This window comes from Microbulbifer maximicatervae (SeqCode), from assembly GCF_056231245.1.
The window spans coordinates 4,142,224-4,161,691 of record NZ_CP174334.1 but is presented as its reverse complement, the minus strand read 5'-3'; the positions used below and the strand labels follow the sequence as shown (position 1 = coordinate 4,161,691).

The window sequence follows — 19,468 nt, the reverse complement described above, 5'->3', positions numbered from 1 at the left end:
GAATAGCGGTGGGTAAACAAAAAGAGCGGCCAGTGGCCGCTCTTTTTGTTGGGAGGAGTTACAGCTCTTCGATTCTTTCCTGCATTTTCAGTACATCTTTGAGGCGCTGTTCCAGGATGGCATTGACCTGGTAATCGTCTTTTGACATGCGAATTCCATGGCGCAGGTGTTGAATAGCCTTGTCGAATATGCCGTTGAGGATGTAATACTCGGCCCTGGCCTCGTGCACGCCAACAATATCTCCGGCCAATCCGTGAGTCTCCGCCAGTAGATACCATACTGCCGGGTCTTTCTTCCGCGTACGGCTATATTTCGCCAGCAGGCGTTCTGCAGCCAGGTAGTTACCGGCTTTAAAGTGGGCATTGGCGAGGCCCATGATTAAGGCGTGGTCTCCCGGATTGCGATCGAGGGCCCACTGCAGGCGCTTGGTGGCACTGCTGTAGTCTTCTCGGACCAGATCGATATCTGCTCGGGCCAACACATAGGCTGCTTTTGAGGGGGTCTTGTCTAACAGGGGCTGCAGGGTGTCCAGCGCTGAATCGGGCCTGCCTGCGGCTACTTGGGCCAGGGCGAGGCCGTAACGGGCCGCATCCTCATTGTCATTAATACCATTCAGCTCTGCGCTAAAGCGTTTTACTGCTTGCTGCGGCGTTGGTTCTGTGGCGAGCCGTACCCGGGCACGCATCAGGTGATAATCCAGGTCCTCGCTGGGAGCCACTTTTTCCATACGCTGAGCGCGCAACTTGGCATCGGCAATACGCTTTTCTGTAACGGGGTGGGTCAGGAGAAACTCTGGCGGGCGCTGGTAGTAACGTGTGGCCTTGAGCATTTGCTCGAACATTTCACCGGCGGCCTCTGGATCGCGACCGGATTTGGCCAGGGTATCGATACCGACCCTATCTGCCTCTTGCTCATTCTTGCGGCTGAATCGCAGTTGGTTATCCAGGGCTGCAGCCTGGGTCGCGCTCATAGCTGCTATTCCCGCTTCACCACCGGCGGTAGCTGCCAGAACCAGGGCACCGAGCATACCGGCCAGGGTGGGAATTGTACTGTTGCGCTGTGCTTCCAGGGAGCGGGCGTAGTGCCGCTGGCTGAGGTGGCCCAATTCGTGGGCAACTACCGATGCAAACTGGTCTTCACGCTCTGCAAACAGAAACAGGCCGGTATGGACCCCCATGACTCCACCGGGGACTGCAAAGGCGTTCATGGTTTTGTTGTTTACTACAACAACATCAATTTCTTTGTCTTCCAGTGGGCTGTACTCGGCCAATTCCTTGACCATGCCCTCGACAAATTGCTGAATCAGGGCATCACTAGAGGTGCGAACCTGACTGCGAAAAATACGCAGCCACATCTGCCCCAGTTCTTTTTCCTGGGTGTGCGATACGACACCGCTGGTTCTGTCACCGAGCTCCGGGAGGCGGATTTCATCACTGTCCGCTATGGCAGCAAACGGGACTGCGCCGAGTAACAACCCCATACCCAGGCTTCGCAGTCCTGCGCGAAGTCGGTGGAGGATAGCTGGGGGGCGCGTTCGGTGAAGCAGGCTGTTTTTGGAATCAGTCATCTTGATTACTGCTCGGTCTGTCCATGAAGGATCTATAGTCCAACTCTATACGCTACCCCGTTGGACTGTCGAGGGTTGGACTTAGTGGACCATAAAAGGTTCACGCTTGCGCCAGGCGGAAAGTTAAAAAGCGTAAAGCCTGTGCGGGTTATGGCGTCTGGTTCGCGCTATAATCCCCGGCAATTCTGGTTTGTGACTAAAAAGGCAATGTCAGTAACTTCTTCTACCAATCAGCCCGATACCCAGATACCGAACTGGGACGCGGCCACTATTGTGGATGCAAGAAATCTGCCCTGCCCACAACCGTTACTGACCATGCGCCGGGCATTGCGGGAATACCCAGAGGGAACGCTGCTTTGTGTGCTGGCCACTGATGAAGGGTCCTGGCGAGACTTCCACAGTTTTGCGTCTTTAAGTGGCCGGTCCCTGCTCCGCGCTGAGCGACGTAATAATACCTTTCAATATTGGCTGTACGCTGGCAAATGAATAAAGATAAATCCCGAGAGTCTATGTTATCGATTGTAAAAGGCTGGGTGAACCGCTACTTCAGTCAGGAAGAAGTGGTGCTTCTGGTTTTAATATTGACCCTGGCCCTGGTGGTCCTGGCGACTCTGGGCGCTGTGCTGGCCCCGGTATTCACCGCGCTGGTGATCGCCTTCCTGATGCAGGGTATGGTGCAAAAGCTGAAGTCTTGGCGTGTGCCACACTGGCTGGCGGTTACCCTGTCCTGCTTGGTGTTGGTGGGTACTATTGTGGCTCTGTTATTTGTGGTACTACCTATTATCTGGCGTCAGTTGGTGCGGCTTGGGGCAGAGTTGCCCAATATGGTGCAGCGCGGCCAAGAACTATTATTGTTACTCCCTGAGCGCTACCCACGATTAATTTCAGCCGGACAGATCGATGAAATCTTCAATACCCTTGGCAGCGAATTGGGCGGCCTGGGACAGACACTGCTGGCCTTCTCCCTTACCAATCTACCCATTTTTGCCGGCTTGCTGATTTACGTTGTAGTGGTGCCGATCCTGGTGTTCTTCTTCCTTAAGGATGCGGAACAGTTGATCCGCTGGTGCACCTCTTTCCTGCCCAAAGAGCGGCCCATGCTCCACCAGATTTGGCATGAGATGAATGATCAGGTGGCCAATTATGTACGCGGTAAGGTAATAGAAATTGGCATTGTGGCTGCTGTCAGTTATGCCGCCTTCCTGTTACTGGGGGTGAACTACGCCCTGTTGCTGGCGGTAGCTGTGGGTTTCAGTGTGTTGATTCCTTATATCGGTGCAGCGGTTGTCACTATCCCCGTTGCGGCTATTGGGCTTTTCCAGTGGGGGTGGAGTAATGAGTTTCTCTACCTGATGGTGACTTACGGCATCATCCAACTGCTCGATGGCAACGTACTGGTACCACTGCTGTTTTCTGAGGCAGTTAACCTGCACCCGGTTGCTATTATCCTCGCGGTATTGTTCTTTGGCGGCATCTGGGGCTTCTGGGGCGTCTTCTTTGCAATTCCCCTGGCGACCTTGCTCAAGGCCATTATGAGTGCCTGGCCCACCCATGAGCACCAGGTGGAATGGGAGGCCCGGCGAAGCTCGGAGTAATTGCCCGATATCTTTCTTTGTCTGTAGGCTGCGGCATTTGCTAGAATGCCGCGCTTTCTTTTATTTGGTCCCTTCAAATAGGTGAGAGCCCATGAGCCTGGCTGACAAAGTTCTAGCGGTCAATAATGACCTGCCGATCCGCACCGACAAGCCTATCCACAGTGGCAAGGTCCGTTCCGTATACTGGCTGAGCGAAGAAGACAGCCGTCGCCTGATTGAGGAGAAGGGCTACCCGGTTTCTCCTGATACCCCACTTGCGGTAATGGTGATTTCCGATCGCATCTCCGCGTTCGACTGTATCTGGACTGGCGAAGGCGGTATGCGTGGCGTACCAGGCAAGGGCGCAGCACTAAATGCTATTTCCAACCACTGGTTCAAGCTGTTTAAAGAGCAGGGCCTCGCCGATAGCCACATTCTGGATATCCCGCACCCGCTGGTGTGGATCGTACAGAAGGCGCGCCCGGTTATGATCGAGGCGATCGCCCGTCAGTACATCACCGGCTCCATGTGGCGCTCCTATGAGAAGGGTGAGCGGGAGTTCTGTGGTATCGAGATTGCCGATGGCTTGCAGAAGGATCAGAAGCTGCCTGAATTGCTCATTACCCCCTCCAGCAAAGGTATTCTCAAGGGTATCCCCGGCGTGCCGGAAGCGGACGATGTCAATGTCACCCGCAAGAATATCAAAGACAATTTCGAAGCCTTCGGCTTCCGCAATGCAGGCGATATCGACCTGTACGAGAAGTTGCTGAAAGAAGGTTTTGATTTGATTTCCGCAGAGTTGGAAAAGCTCGACCAGATCTTTGTCGATACCAAGTTTGAATTCGGCTATGTCACCGATGCCAATGGTGAAGAGAAGCTGATTTATATGGATGAGGTGGGTACCCCGGACTCCTCCCGTATCTGGGACGGCGAACAGTATCGCGCGGGTAAGGTTGTGGAGAAATCCAAAGAAGGTTTCCGTCAGGCCCTGCTCAACTACTTCCCCGATGCCGATATCCTGCTGAACAAAGATCGCATGGATGAGCGCTCGGCTCTGGCTCGTGATAACGAGCTGCCAGAATCTATGCTGATGGATCTCTCTAATACTTATATTGGTATTGCTGAGAAGATTATTGGTACGAAACTTGAGATATCTGATAATCCCAAAGAGGAATTGCTTGAAGTTCTCCGCAAGGATTACGGTCTGGTCGACTAATCTGGATCGAACTGCAAAAAACCGGCGTTTTCGCCGGTTTTTTTATGCCTGCCATAATTCGCCACAATTCCTCCTGTTTTGTGCTCGTATTCCTGCCGCCTTTCGCCCGCTTCCCTCTGTTTAATGACTTCAACATCCAATTTAAAAGTGGAGGTAAGTGAGTGAACAGGGTGATGTTATTCGGGCAGCGGTTCCATAAAGACGATCTGATGTTGCCGACAGAGGAATACTATCGTCGTCGCCAGAAGACCGGTGGTGCCGGGCGCTGGTTGTTATTTATTGTGGTGGTATTGGCGGTAGTCATTGCGGCAATCGGGGCAGAGGTCAATGCCCAGGAACTTCCCGCTGTGAGTGATGCGATCCAGCGGGAGTTCACCGAGACAGTTACTCTGGACGATGTAAAGGGCGGGGACTTACTTTTTACTGGCAATGAGTCCGGAAAGTATATTCCAGCGGTGCACCTGAAAAGTCAGGTCAGTATTTCCGTGCGGGGTCTGGTAGCGGAAGTCGAGCTTCAGCAGCAATTCAAGAATACCACCGACGGCTGGCAGGAAGCGGTTTATGCATTACCACTGCCTGAGCGAGCTGCGGTGGCGGGGCTTGAAATTCAGGTGGGCGAGCGCCGCATTGTCGGTAAGGTACGCGAGCGAAAAGAGGCCTCCAAGATTTATAAGGCTGCTCGTGCGGCGGGTAAGCGTGCAGCTCTTCTAGAGCAGCAGCGCCCAAATCTGTTCACTAATAAAGTGGCCAATATTGCCCCCGATGAGATGGTGCAAATTAATATCCGCTTTTTGCAGCCAGTGAATTATGACAGCGGCGTTTTTTCACTGCGTATGCCCACCACATTGACCCCGCGCTATGTCCCTGGCAAGCCAATACCCTCCCAGGCATTGAACGGCGATCAGCAGGAGTTGGTGGCAGAGAGTAGTGGCTGGGCACTGCCCACTAATCAAGTGCCGGATGCTGCGTCGATAACTCCGTTTATGCAGCCAGCGCAGGAGCTAGAGGCACTGGGTAGTCATAATATTTCTATCGAGGTGGATCTGCATGGCGGACTGCCGCTAGCAAAAATCGATAGCCCCTATCACCAGATTGATATTGATAACCGAGGTGACGGTCGCTATCGGATTCAGTTGCGAGATGAAACAGCTGCAATGGATCGGGATTTCTTATTGAATTGGCAGCCGCGCGCTTCTGCTATGCCGCGGGCGGCATTGTTTAGCGAGAAAATCACAGCGCAAGAGGGGGTAGAAGAGCAGGCTGGTGCTTATCTGCAGGTCATGCTGCTGCCACCCAGCGACGGTACCTCTGCGCAGCGTTTACCGAGGGAAGTGATTTATGTGATCGATACTTCCGGCTCCATGTCTGGCAATTCTATTCGCCAGGCGAAGGAGAGCCTTACCCTGGCACTGTCTCGCCTGCACAGCAATGATCGCTTTAACGTTATTGAATTTAACAGTACAACCCGCGCATTTTTCCCGCGCCCGATAGCGGCGAGCTCGGAGAATATCCGCCGTGCGCGTCAGGAAATCGAAAACCTGAATGCGGAGGGGGGTACAGAAATGGCGCCGGCCTTGCGAATGGCATTCGGTCAGCAAATGCAGGACGACACCAGTACCGTTCAGCAAGTCGTATTTATTACAGATGGTGCGGTGGGCAATGAGCGGGCCCTGTTCGAGTTAATTAGCCAGTCCTTGCATAACGCCCGGCTGTTTACTGTGGGTATTGGTTCGGCTCCCAATAGCCACTTTATGCGCAAAGCTGCTCAGTTTGGACGCGGTACTTTCGTCACCATCGGTGATATTTCCGAAGTTCGCGAGCGTATGCAGGCTCTGTTCGCCAAGTTGGAAAACCCTATGGCTACAGACCTGCAACTCAGTTGGCCCCAGGGCGTCGTCGCGGATGCCTACCCCAAGCGTATCCCGGATCTCTATAACGGTGAGCCTATGCAGTTGGTGGCCAAGGTGCAGGGTGATCTCTTGCAGGGAGATATCCAGCTGCGGGGCCGAATGGCGGGTAAACAGTTTGTGCGCAAACTCGCTCTGAAAGTAGAGAGTGGTAGCGATACTTCAGGCATCGGCAGTGTCTGGGCGCGCAGCAAGATAGATTCTCTGCGGGACCGGCAGCTTCAGTCTGGAGAGCAGTCGGATGCGGGGCTGGCTCTGCGCGAACAGATTTTGCAGATTGCACTGAGGCATCAACTTGCCAGCCCCTACACCAGTTTTGTTGCAGTCGAAGAGGAAGTTGTACGCAGTGCTGAAGAGAAGTTATCTCGCAGCTCGGTCACCAATATGGTGGCTAAAGGGCAAGTGCTACAGCGCCAGGCCTATCCGCAAACTGCTACAGGTCTCTACGGGCAGTTGTTGGCAGCGGCGGTATTGTTGATGTTTGCGGCGATCTTCCAGCGCGGTCGGGCCTTGCGCAGCAACTTGACCCGAGCCCTGCGCTCCTTCCTGCGCAGGGTTTTACCGGACCCCCGTCAACCCAGCGGCGCTAATCCTCTGCAACGGGGAGGTGTGTAAGCGTGGCTCGCTCACTGCTCTTTATGCTTTGCTTGGGAACGGGGTTGTGGCAGTTGGGCTCCGCCAGCTGGCTTCTGGCCAAGGCAGAATTGGCCCAAGTGTTGATTAATAGTGCTTGGGAAGAACAGCTACAGGGCGGGGCTCTGCAAAAGCCCTGGCCCTGGGCGGACACCTGGCCAGTGGCCAAGTTAAAGTTGGAAGGGCAGTCGCCATTAATTGTTCTCAGCGGCGGTAGTGGCCAGGCGTTGGCTTTCGGCCCTGGTCTCTTAGCTGGGTCCGGCAACCCTGGTGAGCCTCGCACCACGGTTATTGCCGCACACCGGGATACTCACTTTGCGGGATTAGAGCGTGTCAGGCGGGGTACCTCCATTTACCTGCAGGATAAACGCGGACGCTGGCATACTTATCGGGTTGCGGAAATGCGAATTGTGGACAGTGAGAGAGAGCGTTTGCCGATCTTTGCCGAGCGGGGTTTATTGCTGGTGACTTGTTACCCCTTTAATGCCCTGGCGGCTGGTGGCCCGCTGCGTTACTTGGTCTACGCTGAATATCAACCCGGTGGGGAGCTGGTTCAGCTGTGACTGATGTCTTTGTTTGAGACTCGATTTTGTAGTTCATTTTCTCAAAAATTCCATTAAATGTTCCGGTGAAACGGCCAAACGGCAAATAATTGTTTTGCTCTTTTGTTTTATTTGTTACTAACCGTCCTATCTGGAAAATTTTTTGTAGTAATACTACAATTCCCTCCGCTAACAACCGGGGATGGGGTTTTGTCCGCCAGTCTGCGCGGGCCCCGGAACAAATAATCACAGTCAAACTAGGCACTTGCGGCAATTAATTGCGCCGCTTTCCTCACCGTCATATTCGAGTAAAGATTCACAAACTTTGCATTTACGCCAACAAAGTTGGTGAATTGGCGGAACCAAGAAAAAAAGGAAGCTTTTTTTTGCTCGCGCTGTAGTTTGCCCGCGTACCGATTTTTGAGAAATAGACCGACTCGACGTCGCCTAATTCGCCGAGGAGCACTTGATGCACGAAGATACCGATAACCTCGAAACGCAGGAGTGGCTGGACGCGCTGCAAGCGGTTATCCGCTATAGCGGCAAAGAACGCGCAGCCTTCCTCCTGAAGCAGCTGTCTGACCGCGCTACCGATGTAGGCGTACAATTGCCTGCGGCAATCACCACTCCCTATCGCAATTCCATTCCGCCCAATGCGGAAAAGCGTATGCCTGGCGACTTATTTATGGAGCGCCGCATTCGCTCCCTGATTCGCTGGAATGCCCTGGCGATGGTGGTACGTGCCAACCAGAATGACGATGGCCTCGGTGGCCATATTTCCAGTTTCTCCTCTGCGGCGACACTCTACGATGTGGGCTTTAACTACTTCTTCCGTGGCAATGAGGGGGAGGAGCGCGGCGACCTGATTTTCTTCCAGGGCCACAGCGCGCCGGGTATTTATGCTCGCTCCTACTTGGAAGGGCGTTTCGATGAAGAGCAGCTGGACAACTTCCGCCGCGAAGTGAACGGCAATGGCCTGTCCTCCTACCCGCACCCCTGGTTGATGCCAGAGTACTGGCAGTTCCCCACGGTCTCCATGGGATTGGGGCCGATCCAGGCGATTTACCAGGCGCACATTATGCGCTACCTATCTGCCCGTGGCCTGTCCCCGCGCGGCGATCGCAAAGTGTGGGCTTTTCTTGGTGACGGTGAGTGTGACGAGCCGGAAACCCTGGGCGCAATTTCCCTGGCCGGCCGCGAGCAACTGGAAAACCTGGTGTTTGTGGTTAACTGTAACCTGCAGCGTCTGGACGGCCCGGTACGCGGCAACGGTAAGATCGTGCAGGAGCTGGAAGGCGTATTCCGCGGTGCCGGTTGGAATGTTGTCAAAGTACTCTGGGGTCGCCTATGGGATCCGCTGCTGGAGAAAGATGACAAAGGCCTGTTGCAGAAAGTCATGGACGAAGTTGTCGATGGCGAGATGCAGAACTTCAAGGCCAACGGCGGCGCTTATACCCGCGAGCACTTCTTCGGCAAATACCCGGAGTTGCTGGAGCTGGTTAAGGATATGTCCGACGATGAGATTATGAAGCTCAATCGCGGCGGCCACGATCCTTACAAGGTATACGCAGCTTACGCGGCGGCGATGGCCCATAAAGGCCAGCCCACCGTGATCCTGGCGCAGACCGTTAAAGGTTACGGCTTGGGCTCCGCCGGTGAAGCGGCGATGGATACCCATTCTGTGAAGAAGCTGGATCTGGATTCTCTCAAGCGTTTCCGCGATCGCTTTGCTATTCCGCTCACCGATAAAGAGCTGGAAGAGGTCCCATACTACCGCCCATCTCCGGACAGCCCGGAAATGAAATATATGGCGGAGCGCCGCAAGGCCCTGGGTGGCCCGGTTCCCCGTCGCCCGGTTGAGTGCCCGAAACTGGAAGTTCCCGGTCTCGATGCGTTCAGCGCACTGACCAAAGGCTCCGGTGAGCGTGAGATCTCCACCACTATGGCATTTGTCCGCGCTATTGCCGCCCTGGTGAAAGACAAGAATATCGGCAAAAACATCGCGCCGATCGTTCCCGATGAAGCCCGTACCTTTGGTATGGAAGGCCTGTTCCGCCAGCTGGGTATCTATTCCTCCCAGGGGCAGCGCTACACCCCGGTGGATCACGGCCAGATCATGTATTACAAGGAAGATAAGAAAGGCCAGGTGCTGGAAGAGGGCATCAACGAAGCCGGTGCTATGTCCACCTGGATGGCGTTGGCCACGGCTTACAGCAACCACGGCGTGCCGATGGTGCCTTTCTATATCTACTACTCCATGTTCGGTTTCCAGCGTATCGGCGACCTGGCCTGGGCCGCTGGCGATATGCAGGCGCGCGGCTTCCTGATCGGTGCTACTGCTGGCCGTACCACTTTGAACGGTGAGGGTCTGCAGCACCAGGATGGCCACAGCCACGTACTGTCCTCCACAATCCCCAACTGCCGCAGCTACGACCCGGCTTACGGTTATGAGCTGGCGGTGGTTATGCAGCGCGGCTTGAAAGAGATGTACGAAGAGCAGAAGAACCTCTTCTACTACATCACTATCGAGAACGAAAACTACCTGCAGCCGGAAATGCCTCAGGGCGTGGAAGAGGGCATTATTCGTGGTATCTACAAGCTGCAGTCCAACGTCAAGAAAGGCGCCAAGGGCAAAGCGGCGAAGAAACATGTACAGCTGATTGGTGGCGGTACTATTTTGCGCGAAGTACTGGCAGCGGCGGATATCCTCGCCGACCAGTTCGGTGTGACCTCCGATGTCTGGAGCCTCACCTCCGCTGTGGAATCGGCCCGTGAAGGCCAGGATGTGGCGCGCTGGAATATGCTGCACCCGGAAGCCGAGCCGCGCAAAGCCTGGATCACCGAGCAGTTCGAAGGTAATACCTCTCCGGTTATCGCCTCCACCGACTACATCCGTTCCTATGTGGAGCCACTGCGCGAATTTATCGACGGTGAACTGACCACCCTGGGTACCGATGGTTTCGGCCGCAGTGACAGCCGCGAGCAGCTGCGTCGCTTCTTCGAAGTGGATCGCAACTACGTGGTAATTGCCGCACTGAATGGCTTGGCCAAGCAGGGCGTTATTGATGCGAAAGAGGTTGCGGAAGCAATCGTGAAGCTCAATATCGACGCTGAAAAAGTTAACCCGCGCATCAGCTAAGAGAAGGCAGAACTCCTATGGCAAAACAAGTCATTAAAGTGCCTGATCTCGGTGGTGCCGATCAGGTGGATGTGATTGAAATTTCTGTTGCTGTCGGCGATACCGTCGCGCAAGAGGACTCACTGATTGTGGTGGAGGGCGATAAAGCCTCCATGGATGTGCCAGCCCCAGTGGCTGGCAAAATCCTCAGCATTAGCGTGAAGGAGGGCGATAAGGTCTCTGAAGGCGACGTGATTGGGGAAATCGAAACCGATGTGGCGGAAGCGCCGGCAGAGGAGCCCGCTGCGGCCCCCGCCAAGCAAGAAGCTGCACCTGTCGTGGAGCCTGTGGCTGAAGCCCCTGTGGCAGCGGCGAGCGGCGAGCCGAAAGAGGAAACGATCCAGATCCCGGATCTGGGCGGTGCTGATGCGGTTGATGTGATCGAGATCAGTGTACAGCCCGGTGATGTGGTTGAAGAGGGGGACTCCCTGATTGTAGTGGAAGGCGATAAAGCCTCTATGGATGTGCCTTCCCCCAGCGCCGGTACCGTGGTTTCTATCGCCGTTAAAGAAGGCGACAAGGTTTCCACGGGTGACACCCTGGGCGTGTTGAAAGTGGTTGCTGCAGGCGCCGCCGAGCCCGCTACTCCAGCTGCAGTCCCTGCTGCGACAGCGCCTGTCGAGAGCGCGCAGCAGCAGGCACCTGCTTCTGTTGAGCCCCCGGCAGTGCCGCAGAAAGACTATCAGTTGGAGCGCAACCTCACCGCAGCAGCCCAGGTTTACGCCGGCCCCGCCGTGCGCAAACTGGCCCGCGAGTTGGGCGTTACCTTGAATAAGGTGAAGCCCACCGGTCCGCGCAACCGGGTCTCCAAGGACGATCTGCATAATTACATCCGCGAGCAGGTGAAGAAAGCTGAGAGCGGCGCGGTTGGTGTCGGCGGTGGAATCGGTATCGCCAAGATGCCGGATATCGACTTCAGCCAGTTTGGCCCGGTGAATGTGGAGCCGATGAGCAAGATCCACAAGATTACCGCAGCCAACATGTCGCGCAACTGGCTCAACGTGCCTCACGTCACCCAGTTTGACGATGCGGATATCACAGAGCTGGAAACCTTCCGCAAGTCCATGAAGGCCGAGGCGGAGAAGCGCGGAGTGAAGCTCACCCCAGTGCCTTTCCTGCTGAAAGCGGTAGCCGCAGCCCTGCGTGCAGAGCCGAGCTTTAATGTGTCCCTGCACAACGATGGCGAGCACATTGTGCGCAAGGACTATGTGCATGTGGGTATGGCAGTAGATACTCCAAAAGGCTTAATGGTGCCGGTTATCCGCGATGTGGATAAGAAAGGCCTGTACGAGCTGGCGGCAGAGGCCACTGAAATGGCCCTGAAAGCCCGCGATGGCAAGCTGAAGCCCAACGAGATGCAGGGTGCCTGCTTTACCATTTCCAGTTTGGGGGCTATCGGCGGCACCGGATTCACCCCGATCGTCAATTCTCCGGAAGTTGGTATCCTCGGTGTTTCCAAGCTGGCGATGAAGCCGGTGTGGAACGGTAAGGACTTTGAGCCTAGGCAGATGTTGCCCTTGGCGCTCTCCTACGATCACCGCGCGGTAAATGGCGGAGATGCCGGACGCTTTATGACTTACTTGGTCAGCGTGCTGGCGGATGTGCGCAGACTGTTGCTGTAATTGCCAGCGAGTTAAAGCCAGTAAAAAAAGCGGCCAATCGGCCGCTTTTTTTATAGTCAGGACTAAGGAGCCTTTAAGTGGAAATGAAATATTCGCCGCGTAAAACAACAATAAGATGATTTACGCGCAAATCGATTCTGGGTTGCTGGCTGCTAATGCCTCGGCAGCTAGACTCACAGAGAGGCTACTATCATCGCAGCACTGAAAATGTGAGGTGTCGGATTATGGGACCTACAAGGAAATTCGCGTTGCCGCTTGTGGCGGTATTTGCGATGCAGGGCTGCTTGTTTTTGCCTGCGGACGAAGTGGAGGGTGAAGACCCTTTCTTTTATGAGGCAGAGGCTGCCGGACAAAGCGCCAGCTTTGTGGAAGTCGGCAGTAACCACACAAAATACCCACAACCCCTTACCGCCAAAAGCGAATGCGAGGCGGCGGATTGCGTAGATAGCTTGCAGGACTCCATGGCCTGGTTTTTCCCTATATTGCGGGTTTACTAACGATAGTAGCCGAGCCCAGTGTGGAGCTGTTGCGAAATAGCCGGATCTAAAAGTGCGTGGACTCTGTCCGCGCGGTGCTGATACGGAGCGCTACCATGCAAAAGTTTGCGATATTTATTTCTGCATTGTCGATGGGTGTATTCCTTGAGGGTTGTGGAACCCCCGATACGCGCAATCAAGTGGTTTATCCCGTAAGCCCGCCAATTCCCCGCCATGCGGAATACCGGGGTTATCCCTCTTCTCACTCTTCTCATTCCTCCCATGTGCCAGATGCGCCTGCATCTCCAACAAGCTGCCCGGGGGATTCTGAGGAGCTGGCGCCGGGTTCTATTTGCCCACCCAGTGCCCGTTGTTTTGACATTTCCGGTGGAAGGCGTTGTATTTCCTATGAAAATTAGCGTTGTTTTTATTCTTATTCTTGTAGCGCAGTCCCTGGCGGGCTGCGTGGCTGACGGTTTCGGTTATGACTTAACCGGCACGGCAACTTACTACACCTACAAAACCACTCCGGTGCCACCGGATGAACTTACTGCATTCCCGCGTTTTTGCCTGGCCGGTGATCCCTATATGGGAAGTCTCGATAACTGTATTGCCGAGGGTGTGCACTGCTATCAATTGGATACCGGTGATTGGTGTGAAGGGCCTTATTCACCGTTTGAATTAAGTTATAGCTTTTATTGATCGATATAAAGGTTATCTGCGATTGAAGGGAGTATTGGCTGGGTGATTTGGGGCTATTTTAATAGTGTTTTGATACTCTCTTTAATCGAGGTGCCAATATAGTACTTCAGGCCATGGAAAGTACCTTTGATGTTAATTCCTGGGTTGTATTCGTACCCGAGTTTTTCCAGAAGCACATTGAGTTTTTTCTTGATGCCAATAGCAAACCAGCTGCAAGGGAATGAAATAATACTCGGAGTTTCTCCATTGTGTAGGTATATTTCTTCGTTGTGAATTTTGCTTACTTGGCTTAGTAGATTGAAACTTGGATTGGCGGCATCAAAGTTAAAAAAAAGTTGGCTTTCGCCGTCGATACCTATTTGTGTGCAGTTTTGGTGTGCATAATAGTGCCTAAGAATTTTTTGGTCATCAGAGTAATTGGGGTACATCTTACGAGCGGTCTGGAAAAGGTTTTGTAGCGCTATATTTTTGCCTATAAAGACACCTGTAGAAAAAACACACTCGCTGGGAAAAAATTTTCTTTCAAAAAATCCTTGTATACCGCTATGTTCGTAATCATTGGAAAAAATAATTTCCTTGCCAAAGGTGAGAAATTTTTTTTCTAAGTGTTTGATTGATGGCAGTATTAGTGAATCGAAACCATCCAGGTAGCAGACGATATCCTCTTCCGGTAGGGATCTAAAGAAAGGCATTAAGATGTCTATTTTGGAAGAGAAATCTTTCCAAGGATAATTGTGCCCAAGGATAGATAATGACACGCCGTTGCGGTTGGCGGATTCCAGCAGGACAGGAAGCATCCTTTCCGAGTGGGTGGCAATCGTGGCGACATGCAACATCTTTTAGGAAGAGATCTCGATAATCTGAAGTATTTTTTAACGGCATGGATTTATTGCCGTTCGGAGAAAGTCTAGACGAACGCGGCTTTTGCCACTGAAGTTCGGCGGAACTTGATTTTCTTACGAAAAAGCGTTTGTGTGCACGCTCGTGTTTTTATGGATTATTCTTTCATTGGTGATTGTTTTACTGTGGATGCCAAACCCTAGGGCTGGGGGTATTAGGGAGGAGGGTTATCCGTCAATAAATAGGCTGGTAATGAAAGGTGCCAATAAAAGCTGGCTTTGGAATGTTATTGTTGCGGTGGATCAATTGGGCAATGCCATTGCTGGCGGCAATCCTGATGCAACTATATCTGCGCGCTGTGGCTATTTCTCAAGGGTGACAGAAACACGTTTTCGGCGTTACTGGAGGTTTCTGGAGCGGGTAATTAACTATACCCTGAAGCCGATTGATGGGCCCGATCACTGTTACCAATCCTACCTGTGGGATCACGCTGAGAAACACGAAGAAGGCAGTGATTATATGCGTGCTGTTTTAGGAGTTATTGTGATTTTGATTTGTGTGCCAATGGGCTTGTTGATCCGCTTGTATGTGATTGTTTTTCCTGGAGCCCGCTGGAAAAAGGAGAAGCGCAAGTAGAAAAAGCCCGGGCGCATAGTGTTGGTGCGCCCGGGATAAGCGGGGTTAAGTATTAGTCGCGTGCTCTAAGGGTAAATTGCTTTCTTGACTATCTGCGTGACGGGCAGCTGATAGTTTGCCGCCGGCAATCTTGCGCAGGGCAACATAAAATACCGGAGTGAGGAACAGGCCAAACAGGGTTACACCGATCATGCCGGTAAATACGGTAATGCCCATGGCATTGCGCACCTCAGCGCCAGCGCCGCCGGCCAATACCAGTGGAACAACACCGGCAATAAAGGCGACTGAAGTCATAATGATCGGGCGCAGACGCAGGCGGCAGGCTTCCAGTGCAGCCTCGACAGTGCCTTTGCCTTCCATTTCCAGTTCGCGAGCAAATTCCACGATTAAAATAGCGTTCTTACAAGCCAGCCCCATCAGTACAACCAGCCCGACTTGAACAAATACATTGTTGTCGCCGCCAGTAGCCCAGACACCGAATAGTGCAGCCAGCAGACACATGGGCACGATCAGGATCACCGCCAGTGGCATTACCCAGCTTTCATAGAGGGCGGCCAACACCAGGAATACCAGTAGTACTGCGAGAGGGAAAACCACCATGGCGGCATTGCCCTGGTTGACCTGCTGGAAGCTGAGGTCGGTCCACTGGATTTGCATGCCCGGTGGCAGGGCTTGGCTGGCAACCTGCTCAACCGCTGCCAGTGCCTCGGAAGAGGACAACATGCTGGGATCGGACTGCCCCATCAGGTCGGCTGCCGGATAGCCGTTGTATCGGATCACCGGGTCTGGTCCGTAACTCTGGCGCAGGGTCACCATGGTGCTGATGGGCACCATCTCCCCATTCATATTGCGGGTGTAGAGATTATCGAGATCCTGCACTTCATCGCGGAAGGGTGCATCAGCCTGGGCAACGACCTGGTAGGTGCGGCCGAAAAGGTTGAAGTCGTTGATATACATAGAGCCGAAGTAGAGCTGCAGGGTGCCGAACAAGTCGTCCATGCGCACACCTTGAGCCTTGGCCTGTAGTCGATCCACTTCCGCGTCCATCTGCGGCACATTGGCCTGGTAGGAGCTGAAGGGGTAGCTGAGGCCGCTGGCTTGGCTCAGGGCGCCAGCCAACATATTGGTGGCGTTTTGCAACTCACCGTAGCCAGCACCGCGACGGTCCTGAACATAGAGGGAGTAGCCGGAACCGGCACCCAGTCCGAAGATGGGCGGCGGCATAAAGGTCATGGCAAAGCCTTCCTTGATCTGTGAGATCTTGCCATTTAGCTCCGCAGCGATTTCCTGGGCACTGCGCTCACGTTCATCGAAATCGTCGAACAGGATAAATACCGTGCCCACGTTGGGAGTGTTGGTACCTTGCAGGGCATTGAAGCCGACAAAGGCCGCGGCGTTGGCAACACCTTCTGTTTCCAGGGCCAATTCACTCACGCGGCGAGCAACTTCCTCGGTGCGATCCAGGGAGGCACCTTCCGGCAGGCGGATACTACCCACCAGGTAAGTCTTATCCTGAACCGGAATAAAGCCGCCGGGGACCTGTTGGAACAGGGCGAAAGTACCGCCGAGCAATATCAGGTAAACACCAAATACGATACCGCGACGCTTGAGGCTACCACCAACGATCCGCTGGTAACGCTCGGAATTGCGCTGGAAGAAGCGGTTGAACGGGCGGAATATCCAGCCGAACAAACGCTCAATAATCCGCGCGGGCATATCCGGTTTGGCGCCGTGAGGCTTCAACAGAGTTGCCGCCAGAGCCGGAGATAGAGTCAGAGAGTTGATCGCGGAGATAATGGTGGCGATGGCAATAGTGGTGGCAAACTGGCGGTAGAACTGGCCGGTGATGCCGTCCAGGAATGCCATGGGCACAAACACCGCGCAGAGCACCAGGCTGATCGCGACAATTGGACCGCTCACCTCTCGCATGGCCTGGTGGGCAGCGGCTAAAGGTGTCAGTCCCTCCTCGATATTCCGCTCGACGTTTTCCACCACCACAATGGCGTCATCCACCACAATACCGATGGCCAGCACCATAGCGAACAAGGTCAGGGTGTTGATTGAGAAGCCCAACATCAACAGCACCGCAAAGGTGCCGACAATAGATACCGGCACGGCCAACAGTGGGATCAATGAGGCGCGCCAGGTTTGCAGGAACAGGATAACTACCAGAACCACGAGCAGCACGGCTTCCAGTAGGGTCTTGATCACTGAGCTGATGGAGGTGCTAACAAAAACCGTGGGGTCGTAAGCGACTTCCCACTTGAGGCCTTCCGGGAACTGATCATCCAGTTCAGCCATTTTCTCCCGTACCGCCGCAGAAACCTCCAGTGAGTTGGAGCCGGGGGATTGGAAAATAGGGATGGCGACAGCCTGGCGGCCGTTGAGCAGGGCGCGCAGGGAGTCCTGGGAAGAGGCCAGCTCTACACGGGCCACATCTCTCAGGCGGGTGATCTCACCATTATTGCCGGTCTTGAGTACAACATCGCCAAACTCCTCTTCACTTTCCAGGCGGCCTTTGGCGTTAATGGAAATCAGGAAGTCGGAGCCGTTCGGCATGGGGGAGGCGCCGATCTGGCCGGCGGAAACCTGTACGTTCTGCTCACGCACGGCACTGACAATATCGGCAGCAGTAATGCCTACGGCGGCGGCTTTCTGCGGGTCCACCCACAAGCGCATGGCGTAGTCACCGGAACCGAATACGGCGGCAAGACCCACGCCGGGAATGCGCGATAGCTCATCGCGAATATGCAGTACGGCGTAGTTGCGAATATAGGTAGCGTCGAGGCTATCGTCCGGTGAAATCAGGTGCACCGCCATCATCAGGTTTGGCGACTGCTTCTGGGTAGTAACACCTTGCAGGCGGACATCTTCAGGCAGGCGCGGCAGGGCCTGGGACACCCGGTTTTGCACCTGTACCTGGGCTTGGTCCGGGTCGGTGCCCAACTCAAAGGTCACGTTCAAAGTCAGGGTGCCATCACTGCCAGCCACTGACTTCATGTAGATCATATTTTCCACGCCGTTAATCGCTTCTTCCAGCGGCGTGGCTACAGTTTCTGAGATCGTCTTAGGGTTAGCGCCAGGATAGCGAGCACTCACTTGCACGCTAGGGGGTACAACTTCGGGATATTCGCTGACCGGCAGTGAGGGAATACTGATCAGGCCGACGACGAAAATAATGATCGACAACACGGATGCAAATATCGGTCTGTCGACAAAGAAACGGGAAAAATTCATATACTGCTACTCCGAGAGCGACTCAGTCAGCCGCTCGGATTCCATTGATAGGATTAGCTGAATGTATGGGCTCACTTCGGCAAGCCCCTTGCTCTTTGTTTAGTGGCCAGCGACTTGGGTCGCCTTTACCTGCTCCTGCATGGCCACCATTTCCGGTGCGACGGGCATGCCCGGGAAGAAAATCTTTTGCAGGCCATTCACCACAATTTTCTCGCCGGGCTCCAGGCCGCTGCGGATAACCACAAGGTCACCTTGGCGTTGGCCAGCGACCACGGGGCGCTTTTCGGTGACATTACTGTCGTTGACGATGTAGACATAGCGGCGGTCCTGATCGGTAAGAACCGCTTTGCTATTGATTAAAACTGCCTGTGAAACCTCTTCAATTGGCATTTCCACCCGGGCAAATTGCCCCGGTCTGAAAAAGCCGTCCCTGTTGTTAACCACAGCGCGGAACTGAATAGTGCCGGTATGGCTGTTCAGGCGGTTATCAATAAAGTCCAACTCTCCACTGTGTGGATAGCCCTGCTCACCGGCGAGACCTACGCGCACAGCAGGTTTTTGCCCGCTATTAAGTAAGTCGCGGCCCTTAGCAAAAGTCTGTTCGTCACTTTCGAAATACACGTACATTGGGTCGACAGAGACCAGCGTTGTCAGCAGGGTGCTGTCGGCATTGGCGAGATTGCCTTGAGTAACCAGGGCGCGGCTTACTCGGCCACTTATTGGTGCTTTAACTTCAGTGTATTGAAGGTCCAACTGGGCATTTTCCAGTGCTGCTTCGGCGGCGCTGAGAGCCGCTCGGGCCGAATCTCGCGAAGCGATACGCCGGTCGTATTCCTCGCGGGAGATGGCTTTGCTGTTGAGTAGCTGTTTTGCCCGGCCGGCTTGCTTCTCGCTATAGGAGAGGTCGCTGCGAACCCGAGCCAGGTCTGCGCGGGCGGCGCGTTCGCGGGCCTGATAAGGGCGGGGGTCAATGGTGAACAGGACATCGCCCTGTTTGACCAGAGTTCCCTCGGCAAATGAAACCTTGTCGATATAACCGCTAACCCGCGGGCGCAGTTCAACGGTTTCTGGGGCTGCCACACGGCCGGTAAAGCTGCGCCACAATGTCGTATTTCCTGCAGATACCTGGGCGACCTCCACAGCTGGGGGAGGCGGTTGTTGACCGCTGGGTGCGTCACTGTTGCAGCCGGCGAGTACCAGTGCAGATACGCCGAATAAAACCGTCGTTAATTTTCTTACCATTACGCGTGTACTCCCTTTGCTACGGAGGGGGAAGGGCTATTGGGTGCTTCTCCCAGTAAGGGCGTAACTCTAGCGCTGGCCAAGTTGGTTGCGGTA

General features: G+C 54.2%; 15 protein-coding genes. 11 read left to right on the top strand and 4 right to left on the bottom strand.

Going from position 1 to position 19,468, the window contains the following annotated elements; all coding sequences use genetic code 11:
* Positions 1 to 58: 58 nt before the first annotated feature.
* Positions 59 to 1,567: a M48 family metalloprotease gene (locus ACJJIS_RS18170; protein ID WP_475708766.1), complete on the bottom strand. Its 1,509-nt coding sequence runs from the start codon at positions 1,565 to 1,567 to the stop codon at positions 59 to 61.
* Between the two features lie 192 nt (positions 1,568 to 1,759).
* Between ACJJIS_RS18170 and ACJJIS_RS18165 the strand changes: the two genes are divergently transcribed.
* The 10 genes from ACJJIS_RS18165 (at position 1,760) to ACJJIS_RS18120 (ending at position 13,417) form a co-directional block, all read left to right on the top strand.
* A complete protein-coding gene (locus ACJJIS_RS18165; RefSeq protein ID WP_445359435.1) occupies positions 1,760 to 2,053 on the top strand; it encodes a sulfurtransferase TusA family protein in 294 nt (97 codons plus the stop codon).
* 23 nt (positions 2,054 to 2,076) lie between these two features.
* Positions 2,077 to 3,162, top strand: coding sequence for an AI-2E family transporter (locus ACJJIS_RS18160; protein WP_445359658.1), 1,086 nt, complete (start codon positions 2,077 to 2,079; stop codon positions 3,160 to 3,162).
* Between the two features lie 91 nt (positions 3,163 to 3,253).
* Complete coding sequence (locus tag ACJJIS_RS18155) at positions 3,254 to 4,357, top strand: phosphoribosylaminoimidazolesuccinocarboxamide synthase (RefSeq protein ID WP_475708765.1); 1,104 nt, start codon at positions 3,254 to 3,256, stop codon at positions 4,355 to 4,357.
* A 161-nt stretch (positions 4,358 to 4,518) separates the two neighbouring features.
* The gene (locus tag ACJJIS_RS18150; RefSeq protein ID WP_475708764.1) at positions 4,519 to 6,879 is read left to right on the top strand and encodes a marine proteobacterial sortase target protein; all 2,361 of its coding nucleotides are present in this window, start codon (positions 4,519 to 4,521) and stop codon (positions 6,877 to 6,879) included.
* Positions 6,880 to 6,881: 2 nt separating this feature from the next.
* Positions 6,882 to 7,460 carry a class GN sortase gene (locus tag ACJJIS_RS18145; protein ID WP_444895154.1) on the top strand — a complete coding sequence of 193 codons (579 nt, stop codon included), beginning with the start codon at positions 6,882 to 6,884 and terminating at the stop codon, positions 7,458 to 7,460.
* A gap of 448 nt (positions 7,461 to 7,908) precedes the next feature.
* Positions 7,909 to 10,578: a pyruvate dehydrogenase (acetyl-transferring), homodimeric type gene (gene aceE / locus ACJJIS_RS18140; RefSeq protein ID WP_413664434.1), complete on the top strand. Its 2,670-nt coding sequence runs from the start codon at positions 7,909 to 7,911 to the stop codon at positions 10,576 to 10,578.
* Between the two features lie 17 nt (positions 10,579 to 10,595).
* Positions 10,596 to 12,239: a dihydrolipoyllysine-residue acetyltransferase gene (aceF, locus tag ACJJIS_RS18135; RefSeq protein WP_444906378.1), complete on the top strand. Its 1,644-nt coding sequence runs from the start codon at positions 10,596 to 10,598 to the stop codon at positions 12,237 to 12,239.
* A gap of 224 nt (positions 12,240 to 12,463) precedes the next feature.
* Positions 12,464 to 12,736, top strand: a complete 273-nt coding sequence (locus ACJJIS_RS18130) for a hypothetical protein (protein ID WP_282934208.1) — start codon at positions 12,464 to 12,466, stop codon at positions 12,734 to 12,736.
* 95 nt (positions 12,737 to 12,831) lie between these two features.
* A complete protein-coding gene (locus ACJJIS_RS18125) occupies positions 12,832 to 13,134 on the top strand; it encodes a hypothetical protein (protein WP_282934207.1) in 303 nt (100 codons plus the stop codon).
* The gene (locus tag ACJJIS_RS18120) at positions 13,124 to 13,417 is read left to right on the top strand and encodes a hypothetical protein (protein ID WP_444906377.1); all 294 of its coding nucleotides are present in this window, start codon (positions 13,124 to 13,126) and stop codon (positions 13,415 to 13,417) included. Before ACJJIS_RS18125 ends, ACJJIS_RS18120 begins: the two co-directional genes overlap by 11 nt.
* A 53-nt stretch (positions 13,418 to 13,470) precedes the next feature.
* Here ACJJIS_RS18120 and ACJJIS_RS18115 read toward each other — a convergent pair whose 3' ends face one another.
* Positions 13,471 to 14,253, bottom strand: coding sequence for a glycosyltransferase domain-containing protein (locus ACJJIS_RS18115; protein WP_444895149.1), 783 nt, complete (start codon positions 14,251 to 14,253; stop codon positions 13,471 to 13,473).
* Positions 14,254 to 14,509: 256 nt separating this feature from the next.
* On the opposite strand from ACJJIS_RS18115, the gene ACJJIS_RS18110 reads away from it, so the two are divergent.
* A complete protein-coding gene (locus ACJJIS_RS18110; RefSeq protein WP_444895148.1) occupies positions 14,510 to 14,893 on the top strand; it encodes a hypothetical protein in 384 nt (127 codons plus the stop codon).
* A gap of 45 nt (positions 14,894 to 14,938) precedes the next feature.
* Here ACJJIS_RS18110 and ACJJIS_RS18105 read toward each other — a convergent pair whose 3' ends face one another.
* Positions 14,939 to 18,130: an efflux RND transporter permease subunit gene (locus tag ACJJIS_RS18105; RefSeq protein WP_444895147.1), complete on the bottom strand. Its 3,192-nt coding sequence runs from the start codon at positions 18,128 to 18,130 to the stop codon at positions 14,939 to 14,941.
* A 99-nt stretch (positions 18,131 to 18,229) separates the two neighbouring features.
* Positions 18,230 to 19,372 carry an efflux RND transporter periplasmic adaptor subunit gene (locus ACJJIS_RS18100; protein ID WP_282934203.1) on the bottom strand — a complete coding sequence of 381 codons (1,143 nt, stop codon included), beginning with the start codon at positions 19,370 to 19,372 and terminating at the stop codon, positions 18,230 to 18,232.
* Positions 19,373 to 19,468 lie beyond the last annotated feature (96 nt).